The following is a 12,131-nucleotide window of genomic DNA, read 5'->3' as shown; positions in this document are numbered from 1 at the left end:
CCTGCCGCAGCGCGCGGCAGGCTGGCAGCACCTACTTATCGCGTCAGGCCCGCTCCCGCGCCGAGCAAGGTGGCCACACCGAGTACCGCAAAGATCACCGCCGCCACACCGTGCACCAGCTTGAGCGAGATGCGGTGGGCGATGCGGTCGCCCAGGTACACGGCCGGTACATTGGCCAGCATCATGCCCAGCGTGGTACCGGCGACGACCGCCAGCAGGCTGTGGTAGCGCGCGGCCAGGGCCACGGTGGCGACCTGCGTCTTGTCGCCCATCTCTGCCATGAAAAAGGCGATCAGGGTGGTCATGAAGACGCCGTAGCGCGCGAACTTGGTGTCCTCCTCGTCGAGCTTGTCGGGCACGAGCGTCCAGACGGCCATCGCGATGAACGATGCGCCCAGCACCCAGCGCAGCACGTCGGGCCCGAGCAGGCTGGTGATCCAGGTGCCGATGGCGGCGGCAAACGCATGGTTGGCCAGGGTGGCGACGAAGATGGCGGCGACGATGGGAACGGGACGGCGGAATTTTGCGGCCAGGACGAAAGCGAGCAGCTGGGTTTTGTCGCCGATTTCTGCCAGCGCGACAATGCCTGTGGAGATGAGGAATGCTTCCATTGATGAACAGTGAGATGCGCGGGCCGGCCGATAAGAACCTATGATCCAAAGCGCGTCCCCGGCCCACGATGGCCGCGCTTCGATCATGGTCTCGTCAAGTTTTTCAACCATTTGCACCACGGTCTGCGGACCGATGATGTTGATGCAAATTCCTGCGCCAGGGCGGCGCAAGCCGACTACTCCCCACTTACGGCCGACATCATAGCACAGCCGTTGCAGCGGAAACCGTCGCTGTACACATTGGCGATACATGGCTATGCTATTCTGCTCCGCGCTTGATGCCAACAGGCCCCTTACTTTGAAAAGATCACCATGCAAATCAAGAAGACCTTGTCCGCGTTCGTGCTGTCTGCACTGATGTCGCTGGGCGTGAGCGCTGCCCACGCCGATCCCCTGAGCTATGCCCGCTACGACCAGGTGCGCACCAGCGACCTGTATCTGGACCTGAAGGCCGACTTCGGCCGCAAGACCCTGTCCGGCTATGCCGAACTGACGCTGAACTGGATCGACAAGACCTCGCGCACCCTGGTGCTCGACACCAAAGAGCTCAATATCTCGCGCGTGCAGATCCTCAATCCGAACGGCCGCTGGACGTCGGCCTCCTACATGCTCGACAAGTTCGATCTGCAAAAGGGCCGCGCCCTGCGCATCGCGCTGCCGTTCCAGCCGCAGAAGGTGCGCGTGTATTACCGCACCGCGCCGTCGGCCGCCGCGCTGCAATGGATGTCGCCGGCGCAGACCATGTCGGGCAAGCGGCCTTTCATGTTCAGCCAGTCGCAGGACATCAATGCCCGTTCGTGGGCGCCGGTGCAGGATACGCCTGCGGTGCGCTTCACGTACAGCGCCCGCATCGATGCGCCGGCCGGCCTGCGCGTTGTGATGAGCGCCGACAATGACCTCAACGCCACCGGCAAGGGCGGCTGGAAATTCAGGATGCCGCAGCCGATTCCGTCGTATCTGCTGGCCATTGCGATCGGCGAGATCGATGTGCGCAAGGTCGGCCCGCGCTCGGCCGTGTATGCCGAACCGGCCCGCATCGACGCGGCGGCGCGCGAACTGGAAGATACCGAGAAGATGATCGAGGCGGCCGAGAGCCTGTACGGTCCGTACCGGTGGGAGCGTTACGACATGCTGGTGCTGCCGCCGTCGTTTCCGATCGGCGGCATGGAAAATCCGCGCCTGACCTTCGTCACCCCGACCATGATCGCCGGCGACAAGAGCCTGGTCGATCTGATCGCGCACGAACTGGCGCACTCGTGGTCCGGCAACCTGGTGACCAACGCCTCGTGGAAGTATATGTGGCTCAACGAGGGCTTTACCACCTACGTCACCACCCGCATCGTCGAGAAGATCTACGGTCCCGAGATCGCCGAGATGAACCTGCAAGTGGAGCAGGAAGAGGCGCTGGCGTCGCTGCCCGCCATCCCGCCCGCCCGGCAGGCGCTGGCCACGCGCGGTCCGGACGTCGATCCGTCGGCCTACTCGGACCTCGGCCTGATCTACCCGAAAGGCGCCTGGTTCCTGCGCACGCTCGAGCAGCGCGCCGGACGCGAAGCGTTCGACACCTTCCTGCGCGGCTGGTTCGACTCGCACGCGTTCAAGTCGGCCACCACCGACGAATTCGTGGACTACCTGAAAAAGAACCTGCTCGACGCCCATCCCGAATACATGGCGCAGGTGGAGCTCGACGAATGGCTGTACGGCGCCGGCATTCCGGCCAATGCCGTGCGCGCCGCTTCGCCGCGCCTGGCCGCGCTGGACGAACAGCGCACCAAGTGGCTGCACGGCGAACTGCCCACCGCTGATCTGAACGGCAAGAGCTGGGTCGCGCTCGAGTGGATGCACTTCCTGAACGACATCAACGGCAAGGCCACCGCCGCCCAGCTGAAGGATCTCGACCAGACCTTCGGCCTGGCGACCAGCGGCAACAACGAAATCGCCTTCCGTTTCTACCTGGCGTCGATCAACGCCGGCTACGACGTGCGCGCGCCGCTCGAGAAATTCCTGATGAGCGTGGGACGCCAGAAGTTCGTGGTGCCGCTGTACACGGCGCTGTTGAAGCAGCCGGCGCAAGCCGCATGGGCGCGCAGCGTGTATGCCAAGGCGCGCGACCATTACCATCCGGTGACGCAGGCATCGGTCGATAAACAATTCAAGAAATAAGCCCATGAACATTGCCCGTCTGTTGACCGCCAGCGCCATCGCGCTGGCGCTGGTACCGCTCGGCGCCGGCGCCCAGGCCGTCCCCGCCGTCGCCGCTGCCACCATTGCCACCACTGCTGCCACCGCCGCTGCGCCGGTCCCTGCCTACAACCTCGACGCCGACGTCAGGCTGGCCCTGAAGACCTTCGACGTGCCCGGCATCGCGATCGCCATCGTCAAGGATGGCAAGGTGGTGACCACCAGGGGGTATGGCGTGCGCAAGCTGGGCGACCCGGCACCGGTGGACGGCAAGACGCTGTTCGAGGTGGCGTCCAACTCCAAGGGCTTTACGGCCGCTGCGCTGGCCATGCTGGTGGACGAGGGCAAGCTCAAATGGGATGACCCGGTCAGCATGCACCTGCCAGGGTTCCAGATGTACGACTCCTACGTGACCGGCGTGATGACCATCCGCGACCTGCTCACGCACCGCAGCGGCCTGGGGCTGGGCGCGGGCGACCTGCTGTGGTGGCCCAGCACCGCCTTCTCGACCGACGAGATCATTGCCAAGCTCCGTTACATCAAGCCCGCCACCAGCTTCCGCAACAGCTACGCCTACGACAACCTGCTCTACATCGTGGCCGGCAAGATCATCGCCGAAAAGGACGGCAAGACCTGGGGCCAGTCGATCCATGACCGCATCCTGGCGCCGCTGGGCATGACCGGCACCAGGACCAGCGTGGAAGCGATGCTGGCGACCGACAACCACGCCGCGCCGCACAGCAAGATCGACGGCAAGGCGGCCGTGGTGAAACCGATGCCGGTGCCGAACGCGGTGGGGGCGGTGGGCATCGACACCAATGCCGAAGACCTGGCGCGCTGGATGAACACGTTGATGAACGACGGCCGGAGCCCGGACGGCAAGCAGCTGGTCAGCGCCAAGCAGATCGCCGAGCTGTGGAGCGAGCAGACGCCGATGCGTATCCGCGACCCCAAACCGGCGCTGGCGGCCACCAAGCCCAACTTCGCCGCCTATGGTCTCGGCTTCTCGCTGCGCGACTACAAGGGCCGCAAGCTGGTGATGCACGGCGGTGCGCTGCAGGGCTTTTATTCCACGGTGATGATGGTGCCCGAGGAAAAACTCGGCATCGCGATCCTGACCAACGCTGAAAACGGCCCGGTCATGGCGGCGCTGTACTGGCGCATCCTGGATCAGTACCTGAACGTGCCGGCCAGCGACTGGATCAAGCTGTATGCGGACCAGGAAGCGGCGTCGCACCAGGAGGAAGCACAGCGCCAGGCCAAGGCGACGACGGCCCGTGCGGCGCAGTCGCAGCCGTCGCTGCCGCTGGCAGCCTACGACGGCGAGTACGAGGATGCGTGGTATGGCGTGGCGAGCATCGGCGAGGAAAACGGCAAACGCATCATGCGCTTCTCGCGCACGCCGGACCTGACGGGAGAGCTCGAGCACTTCCAGCATGACACCTTCATCGTGCGCTGGAAGGAGCGCAACTTCAATGCCGACGCCTACGTGACGTTCTCGCTGAACCCGGACGGCAGCATCGAGCGCATGAAGATGGCGCCGATATCGACCGAGACCGATTTCAGCTACGACTTCCAGGATTTGCTGTTCGTGCCGAAAGCGAAGAAGTAAGCGCTAGCGGGGCAGGGCGGCGTCCTGCTTCAGCAGCTGCGACATGTATTGCGGCGTGATGCCGAGGAACGACGCCACCACCTTTTGCGAAATGCGCTGTTCGAGGCCCGGGTAATCGATGCGGAATGCTTCGAGCCGGCTCTGCGCCGGGCAGACGCTCAGGTACAGGCGCCGGCTCTGGTCCATGATGCCGCGCTCGGACACCTTGATGTAGTAGTCGCGCAGCACGGCGTGCTGCGCGGTCAGCGCCCACAGCGCCTGCAGCTCGAAGCGGTAGGTCTGCACCGCTGTTTCCGCCACCACGAAGTTGTGCGCCGGTTCCTGGCTCTGGGCGCGCAGGATGTCGTCGTGCGAGACGGCCATCTGGCCGTCGGTGCGGAAGTACAGCGTGACTTCGCTGCCGTTGCCGGGCGCGTAACCGACCCGCGCCACGCCGCTGTGCAGCCAGTGGATGTATTGCGCCAGCTCGCCGCTGCGCTGCAGGTACTCCCCCTTGCGCACGCTGACATGCCTGGCCTGCGGCGCCATCAGGTGCGAGACTTCGTCGTACATGTCAGGGGAAACGCGAAATCGCTCGGAAAGGACTTGCCGGTATTTTGCCCGGTGGGCGAGGAATGCCTGGTTCATATTCCAGTGAGTGGATGGCTGAAAAACTTGTCCCAAGTGTATACGGTTTTCGAGTCGAAAAGGTAAATTTTGTTGCGTCCAGGCATAGATCGACAGCTGTCCGCACAGTGCGCCGAGGCGGTACAATTTCACCACATGCAGGCGCGCCCGCCGGCGCTGTCGCTCAATCACAAGGATAAAACGCCATGGATCCCATCAAGGTCATGATCGTGGACGATTCGGCCGTGGTGCGGCAGGTGCTGAGCGGTCTGCTCAACGCTGCGTCCGGCATCACCGTCACCTATGCGGTCGCCAACCCGCTGCTGGCCAGCGAACGCATGAAGATGCAGTGGCCGGACGTCATCGTGCTCGATGTGGACATGCCGAGGATGGACGGCCTGGCCTTCCTGCGCCGTATCATGGCCGAGCGGCCCACGCCGGTCGTGGTCTGCGCCACGCTCACCGACCGGGGCGCACAGACGTCGATGGAGGCGCTCACCGCCGGCGCCGTGGCGGTGGTCACCAAGCCGCGCGCGGATCTCAGGCAGCTGCCGCAGGACAGCGATGACGAACTGGTGGCGGCCGTGCGCGCCGCTGCTGGCGCCCACGTGGTCAAACCCGCGTATCACGCGCCGCGCGCGCCGGCCGCAGCGGCGGCGCCGGCTGCCGGACTGGCGCCGGTGCCGGAAAAACTCAGCGCCGACGCCGTGCTGTCGCTGGGCGACCTGCGGCCGGTGACCGCCACCACCGAACGCGTGGTGGCGATCGGTGCCTCCACCGGCGGCACCCAGGCGCTGGAAGAAGTCCTGGTCGCGTTGCCGGACACGGCGCCCGGCATCGTGGTGGTGCAGCACATGCCCGAAAAATTCACCGCCGCCTTTGCCGCGCGTCTCGACAGCGTGTGCCAGGTGCGCGTGAAGGAAGCGGTCCACAATGACCGCGTGGTACGGGGCCAGGTGCTGATCGCGCCCGGCGACAAACACCTGCTGCTGCGCCGCACCGGCGTGCAGTACTTTGTCGAGGTGGTCGATGGCCCGCTGGTCAATCGCCACCGGCCGTCGGTGGACGTGCTGTTCCGCTCTGCCGCGCGTGCAGCCGGCGCCAATGCGCTGGGCGTGATCATGACCGGGATGGGCGACGATGGCGCGGCGGGGTTGCTGGAAATGCTCAACGCCGGCGCCCGCACGCTGGCGCAGGACGAAGCCTCGTGCGTGGTCTACGGCATGCCGAAGGAGGCGGTCAAGCGCGGGGCGGTGGAGAAATCAGTGCCGCTGACAGCGATTCATCGCGAGATCATGCAGCAGCCCGGCTGAGCCGGGCTTGTCGCGTCACTCTCCGCCGAAGGCGGTTTAAAACTTACGGCTTGACGAACTTGAGCGTCATGCGGTCGCTCTCGCCGATGGCCTGGTACTTGGCCCGGCCCTCGTCCTTGTTGGCGTAGGTCGGCGGCAGCGCCCACACGCCGCCCTTGTGGTCGGCCGTGTCCTTCGGATTGGCGTTGATCTCGGACTTGGCGGCCAGCTTGAAGCCTGCTGCTTCGGCCAGCTTGATCACGTACTGCTCGTGCATGTAGCCGGTGCTGGCGGTGGCATCCTGGGTCTTGGCGGCCGGCAGGCGGTGCTCGACCACGCCGAACACGCCGCCCGGTTTCAGGCTGTCGTACACGCTGGCGAACAGCAGCTTGAGGTTGTCCGGGCCGGTCGGTATCCAGTTGTGGATGTTGCGGAAGGTGAGCACCATGTCGACGCTGTTATTCGGTGCGAATTCGTATTTGCGCGGCGGCGAAAACACGCCCAGCGCCACCTTGTTGTAGACGGCCGGATTGGCGTTGAGGCGTTCCATGAAACGCTCGGCAGCCTTGCGTTCGCGCTCGTTGGGCGAGGCCAGGTCGTTGCCGGCGGCGATCAGCTTGCCGTTGTCGCGCAGGTACGGCGCCAGGATCTCGGTGTACCAGCCGGCGCCGGGCGCCAGCTCCACCACCGTCATGTTCGGGCGGATGCCGAAGAAGGTCAGCGTCTCGTAAGGATGGCGGCTGGCGTCGCGCTGCACGTTGGCGGGCGTGCGCGAACTGGCGCCGATGGCAGCCTTGAGTTTCGCGTCTTCCGTCTGCGCCGAGACACCGCCGGCGGCGAACAGCGTGGTGCAGGCCAGAGCGGCCACGAGGTATTTCTTCATACTCGGTCTCCTGAGGGTTTGCGATGGCGACGCCGTACGGCCGCCCTGCGCGATCATGGGCGAGGACAGCGCGCAGGTCAAGTGAATCGCCGCTGTCTACTATTGGTGTGTAACGCAGTGTATCGCTGTGGTAGCGGGAATACATATTGCTATCCCGATTGTTAAGCAGGCGCTAATATTGTCTTTCTGCTGCCCAGGCGGCTGGCCCGAATCACCGGGGACATCGGAGACCGCGGCGACACGCGCGGCAGGTTTTCGACGTTCCCGCCTTATCTGGAGAGATGATGGAACGACGTGCATTCCTTAATATCGGTAGTCTGGCGCTGGGCACGATGTTGCTGCCCGCCTTCGGCCGCGCCATCGCGGCCGAAGAGCTGCTCAATCCGGTCGCCCTGCAGTTCAAGAAAATGCTGGCCGATACCGCGATGACGGCGGCCACCCAGGCCGGCGCCAGTTACTGCGACGTGCGCGTGGGCCGCTACCTGAACCAGTTCATCACCACCCGCGACCTCAATGTGGACAACGTGGTCAACACCGAATCGGCCGGCGTGGGCGTGCGCGTGATCGCCGGCGGCGCCTACGGCTTTGCCGCCACCAGCGACATGACGCCCGACGGCGTGGCAGGTGCTGCGCGCCAGGCCGTGGCGATCGCCCGCGCCAACGCCAAGCTGCAGACCGAGCCGGTGGTGCTGGCGCCGGTGAAAAGCCTGGGCGAGGTGGCCTGGGCCACGCCGATCGTCAAGGACTGGCGCACGGTGCCGATCAAGGAAAAGGCCGAGCTGCTGATCACCGCCAACAAGGCCGGCATGGACGGCGGCGCCAGCTTCATGCAGTCGATGCTGTTCCAGGTGAACCAGCAAAAATACTTCGCCTCCACCGACGGCTCGTACATCGACCAGGACATCCACCGCCTGTGGATGCCCGTGTACGCCACTGCCGTGGACCAGAAGAGCAACAAGTTCCGCACGCGCCAGGGCCTGTCGGCGCCGGTGGGCATGGGCTACGAGTACCTGGACGCGCGCCCCGAGCACAAGGTCAAGGCGGCCGGCGGCGTGACCACGCTGTACACCAAGTCCTATGACCTGATCGAAGATGCGCGCGCGGCCGGCAAACAGGCCAGGCAAAAGCTGGCCGCCAAGTCGGTGGAGCCGGGTAAATACGACCTGGTGCTCTCGCCCGAGCACCTGTGGCTGACCATCCACGAATCGGTGGGCCACCCGACCGAGCTCGATCGCGTGCTCGGCTACGAAGCCAATTACGCCGGCACCAGCTTCGCCACGCTCGACAAATGGAAGACCAAACAATTCAAGTACGGCTCCGACCTGGTCAACATCGTTGCCGACAAGACCACGCCCGGCTCGCTGGCCAATGTCGGCTACGACGACGAGGGGGTGCCGTGCAAGCGCTGGGACATCATCAAGGACGGCATCCTGGTCAACTACCAGGCCACGCGCGACCAGGCGGCCATCATCGGCGAGAAGGCATCGCACGGCTGTTCGTACGCCGATAACTGGAGCAGCGTGCAGTTCCAGCGCATGCCCAATGTCTCGCTGCAGGCAGGTAAAAAGCAGCTCACCCCGGACGAGATGGTCAAGGATGTCAAGAAGGGCATCTACATCGTCGGCGACGGCTCGTTCTCGATCGACCAGCAGCGCTACAACTTCCAGTTCGGCGGCCAGCTGTTCTACGAGATCAAGAACGGCAAGATCGGCCAGATGCTCGAAGACGTGGCGTACCAGTCCAATACCCAGGAATTCTGGAATGCCTGCACCGCCATGTGCGACGAGCGTGACTGGCGCATGGGCGGCTCCTTCTTCGACGGCAAAGGCCAGCCCTCGCAGGTGTCGGTGGTGTCGCACGGCGCCAGCACCACGCGCTTTAACGGCATCAACGTCATCAACACCGCCCGCAAAATATCCTGAGCCTGGAGACTGATCGATGAAAAACCTGAACCAGGACGACGCCAAGCGCATCTGCGACAAAGTGCTGTCGTTGACCAGCGCCGACCAGTGCGAAGTGAACCTGAACGGCGGCCGCTATGGCAATATCCGGTACGCCCGCAATGCCGTGTCCACCGCAGGGCTGGTGGAAAACACCGAGCTGGCGATCTCGGTTGCCTTTGGCAAGAAGCAGGGCGTCGCCACCGTCAATGAACTCGACGACAAGGCCATCGAGCGTGCCGTGCGGCGCGCCGAGGAGCTGGCGCGGCTGGCGCCGGACAACCCGGAATTCATGCCCACGCCATCGAAGCAGCAGTACAAGGCCAGCGAGACCTTCTTCCAGAAGACCGCCGACATCGACCCCGAATTCCGCGCCCAGGTGGCGGCCTACAGCATCGAGAACAGCCGCAAGAACAAGCTGGTGGCTGCCGGCTTCTTTACCGACAGCGCCAGCTTCTCGGCCGTGGCCAACTCCAACGGCATCTTCGGCTACCAGCGCGACACGGGCCTGGACTTCACCCTCACGGTGCGCACCGAAGACGGGCGCGGCTCCGGCTGGGCCAAGCGCAGCGTGGGCGATGCGGCCAGGTTCGATGCGCGCGAAGCGTCCGACGTCGCCATCGAAAAGGCGTTGCGCTCGGTGGAGGCCAAGGCGCTGGAACCGGGGCGCTACACGGTGGTGCTGGAGCCGGCCGCCACGTCCGACATCCTGGCCTATATGTTCAACGCCTTCGGCGCACGCGAGGCCGACGAGGGCCGCAGCTTCCTGTCGAAAAAGGGCGGCGGCAATCGTCACGGCGAAAAGCTGTTCGATGAACAGGTCAATGTGTGGAGCGATCCGTGGGACGCCAAGGTGGCCGTGCTGCCGTGGGACGGCGGTTCGCTGCTGGCGCGGGAGCGCCAGGACCTGATCAAGAACGGCCGTATCGACGCGCTCAATTATTCGCAGTACTGGGCCAGGAAGCAGGGCAAGCGCGCCGTAGGTGCGCCCGGCAACATCATCATGGCCGGTACCGACAAGTCCACCCAGGAGCTGATCGCCAATACCAAGAAGGGCGTGCTGGTCACGCGCACCTGGTATATCCGCATGGTCGATCCGCAGTCGGTGCTGCTCACCGGCCTCACGCGCGACGGCACCTTCTACATCGAGAACGGCAAGATCAAGCATCCGATCAAGAACTTCCGCTTCAACGAAAGCCCGGTGACGATGTTGAACAATATCGATGAACTGGGCCGGCCGGAGATCCTGTCGGGCGACGAATCGACATACCAGCTGCTGGTGCCGGCCATGCGCGTGCGCGACTTCAATTTCACGTCCCTGTCGGACGCGGTGTAGGGCGGGCGACCGTCAGCTTATCGGAGTATCAGTGGAACGACGTTCATTCTTAAAGGTAGGCGCTGCCGCCGGCGGCAGCTTGCTGATTCCCGTGTTCGGACACGCGATCGCAGCCGACGAGCTGCTCAACCCGATGGCGGTGCAGTTCAAGAAATCGCTGGCCGATATCGCGCTCGATGCGGCCACCAGGGCCGGCGCCAGTTACTGCGACGTGCGCATCGGCCGTTACCTGAACCAGTTCATCACCACGCGCGACCTCAACGTCGAAGACATCGTCAACACCGAGTCGTCCGGCGTCGGGGTGCGCGTGATCGCCGGCGGCGCCTACGGCTTTTGCTCGACCAATGTGATGACGCCCGATGCGGTGGCCGAGGCGGCGCGGCAGGCGGTGGCGATCGCCCGCGCCAACGGCAAACTGCAAACGGCGCCGGTGGAGCTGGCGCCGGTCAAAGGCGTGGGCGAGGTGGCGTGGGCCACGCCGTTCAAAAAGGACTGGCGCGCCGTGCCGATCCGGGAAAAGGCCGAACTGCTGATTGCCGCCAACAAGGCCGGGCTCGATGCCGGCGCCAACTTCATGCAGGCCAACCTGTTCCAGGTCAACCAGCAAAAATATTTTGCCTCCACCGACGGCGCCTACATCGACCAGGACATGCACCGCCTGTGGTCGCCGTTTACCGCCACTGCCGTGGACAAGGCCAGCAACCGCTTCCGTACCCGTGACGGCCTGTCGTCGCCGGTCGCCATGGGCTATGAGTTCTTCGACGCGCGCCCCGAGCACAAGGTCAGGGCGGCCGGCGGCGTGACCACCTTGTACCACGGCGCCTACGACCTGATCGAGGACGCCCGCGCTGCGGGCCGCCAGGCGCGCGAAAAACTCGGCGCCAAGTCGGTGGAGCCGGGCAAATACGACCTGGTGCTCTCGCCCGAGCACCTGTTTTTGACCATCCACGAGTCGGTGGGCCACGCCACGGAACTGGACCGCGTGCTCGGCTACGAGGCCAACTACGCCGGTACCAGCTTTGCCACGCTCGACAAGTGGCAGAGCAAACGATTCAACTACGGGTCCAGCATCGTCAATTTTGTTGCCGACCGCACCACGGCCGCATCGCTGGGCTGCGTCGGTTACGACGACGAGGGTGTGCCGGCCAAGCGCTGGGACATCATCAAGGACGGCATCCTGGTCAACTACCAAGCCACGCGCGACCAGGCCCACGTGATCGGCGAGAAGGCATCCCAGGGCTGCTCGTACGCGGATAGCTGGAGCAGCGTGCAGTTCCAGCGCATGCCCAATGTCTCGCTGCAGGCCGGTACCAGGCAGCTCACGCCCGACGAGATGGTCAAGGATGTCAAGAAGGGCATCTACATTCTCGGCCGCGGCTCGTTCTCGATCGATCAGCAGCGCTACAACTTCCAGTTCGGCGGCCAGCTGTATTTCGAGATCAAGAACGGCAAGATCGGCCAGCAGCTCGAGGACGTGGCCTACCAGTCCAATACCCAGGAATTCTGGAATGCCTGCACGGCGCTGTGTGATGCGCGCGACTGGCGCATGGGCGGCTCCTTCTTCGATGGCAAGGGTCAGCCGAGCCAGGTCAGCGCGGTGTCGCACGGTTCGCCCACCACGCGCTTCAACGGTATCAATGTGATCAACACCGCACGCAAGATAGGATAAA

9 protein-coding genes and 1 riboswitch are annotated in these 12,131 nt (G+C 64.5%); of the genes, 6 read left to right on the top strand and 3 right to left on the bottom strand.

Annotated features, from left to right (window positions below; genetic code table 11):
• Window positions 1-35 precede the first annotated feature (35 nt).
• Window positions 36-611 carry a TMEM165/GDT1 family protein gene (locus tag ASF61_RS03535; protein ID WP_056151100.1) on the bottom strand — a complete coding sequence of 192 codons (576 nt, stop codon included), beginning with the start codon at window positions 609-611 and terminating at the stop codon, window positions 36-38.
• Window positions 612-623: 12 nt separating this feature from the next.
• Window positions 624-808, bottom strand: a riboswitch (yybP-ykoY riboswitch).
• A 115-nt stretch (window positions 809-923) separates the two neighbouring features.
• On the opposite strand from ASF61_RS03535, the gene ASF61_RS03530 reads away from it, so the two are divergent.
• Both ASF61_RS03530 and ASF61_RS03525 read left to right on the top strand, forming a co-directional pair.
• Entirely contained in the window at window positions 924-2,774 is a 1,851-nt protein-coding gene (locus ASF61_RS03530) for a M1 family metallopeptidase (RefSeq protein ID WP_056151098.1), read from the top strand.
• Window positions 2,775-2,778: 4 nt separating this feature from the next.
• Complete coding sequence (locus ASF61_RS03525) at window positions 2,779-4,404, top strand: serine hydrolase (RefSeq protein ID WP_056151097.1); 1,626 nt, start codon at window positions 2,779-2,781, stop codon at window positions 4,402-4,404.
• A gap of 3 nt (window positions 4,405-4,407) precedes the next feature.
• Here the strand turns inward: ASF61_RS03525 and ASF61_RS03520 are convergent, their stop codons facing one another.
• Window positions 4,408-4,956, bottom strand: coding sequence for a Crp/Fnr family transcriptional regulator (locus ASF61_RS03520; RefSeq protein ID WP_056151094.1), 549 nt, complete (start codon window positions 4,954-4,956; stop codon window positions 4,408-4,410).
• 260 nt (window positions 4,957-5,216) lie between these two features.
• Here ASF61_RS03520 and ASF61_RS03515 point away from each other — a divergent pair, with 260 nt between their 5' ends.
• On the top strand, window positions 5,217-6,323 hold the full coding sequence (locus tag ASF61_RS03515; protein WP_056151092.1) for a chemotaxis response regulator protein-glutamate methylesterase: 1,107 nt from the start codon (window positions 5,217-5,219) through the stop codon (window positions 6,321-6,323).
• Between the two features lie 43 nt (window positions 6,324-6,366).
• Here the strand turns inward: ASF61_RS03515 and ASF61_RS03510 are convergent, their stop codons facing one another.
• Entirely contained in the window at window positions 6,367-7,185 is an 819-nt protein-coding gene (locus ASF61_RS03510) for a class I SAM-dependent methyltransferase (protein WP_056151090.1), read from the bottom strand.
• Window positions 7,186-7,469: 284 nt separating this feature from the next.
• On the opposite strand from ASF61_RS03510, the gene ASF61_RS03505 reads away from it, so the two are divergent.
• From ASF61_RS03505 to ASF61_RS03495, 3 genes are read left to right on the top strand one after another with little or no spacing between them, the layout of a single operon-like run.
• Window positions 7,470-9,107 carry a TldD/PmbA family protein gene (locus ASF61_RS03505; RefSeq protein WP_056151088.1) on the top strand — a complete coding sequence of 546 codons (1,638 nt, stop codon included), beginning with the start codon at window positions 7,470-7,472 and terminating at the stop codon, window positions 9,105-9,107.
• 16 nt (window positions 9,108-9,123) lie between these two features.
• Window positions 9,124-10,461, top strand: coding sequence for a TldD/PmbA family protein (locus tag ASF61_RS03500; RefSeq protein WP_056151086.1), 1,338 nt, complete (start codon window positions 9,124-9,126; stop codon window positions 10,459-10,461).
• 31 nt (window positions 10,462-10,492) lie between these two features.
• Window positions 10,493-12,130, top strand: coding sequence for a TldD/PmbA family protein (locus tag ASF61_RS03495; protein WP_056151084.1), 1,638 nt, complete (start codon window positions 10,493-10,495; stop codon window positions 12,128-12,130).
• Window position 12,131: the final 1 nt, after the last annotated feature.

It is taken from the genome of Duganella sp. Leaf126 (assembly GCF_001423125.1).
Taxonomy (GTDB): domain Bacteria; phylum Pseudomonadota; class Gammaproteobacteria; order Burkholderiales; family Burkholderiaceae_D; genus Rugamonas.
This window is presented reverse-complemented; position numbering and strand designations above follow the sequence as displayed.

What these genes read in the sequence shown, in the direction of transcription:
- ASF61_RS03535 (WP_056151100.1), bottom strand. Translation starts at nt 611, where the DNA reads ATGGAAGCATTCCTCATCTCCACAGGCATTGTCGCGCTGGCAGAAATC.
- ASF61_RS03530 (WP_056151098.1), top strand. Translation starts at nt 924, where the DNA reads ATGCAAATCAAGAAGACCTTGTCCGCGTTCGTGCTGTCTGCACTGATG.
- ASF61_RS03525 (WP_056151097.1), top strand. Translation starts at nt 2,779, where the DNA reads ATGAACATTGCCCGTCTGTTGACCGCCAGCGCCATCGCGCTGGCGCTG.
- ASF61_RS03520 (WP_056151094.1), bottom strand. Translation starts at nt 4,956, where the DNA reads ATGTACGACGAAGTCTCGCACCTGATGGCGCCGCAGGCCAGGCATGTC.
- ASF61_RS03515 (WP_056151092.1), top strand. Translation starts at nt 5,217, where the DNA reads ATGGATCCCATCAAGGTCATGATCGTGGACGATTCGGCCGTGGTGCGG.
- ASF61_RS03510 (WP_056151090.1), bottom strand. Translation starts at nt 7,185, where the DNA reads ATGAAGAAATACCTCGTGGCCGCTCTGGCCTGCACCACGCTGTTCGCC.
- ASF61_RS03505 (WP_056151088.1), top strand. Translation starts at nt 7,470, where the DNA reads ATGGAACGACGTGCATTCCTTAATATCGGTAGTCTGGCGCTGGGCACG.
- ASF61_RS03500 (WP_056151086.1), top strand. Translation starts at nt 9,124, where the DNA reads ATGAAAAACCTGAACCAGGACGACGCCAAGCGCATCTGCGACAAAGTG.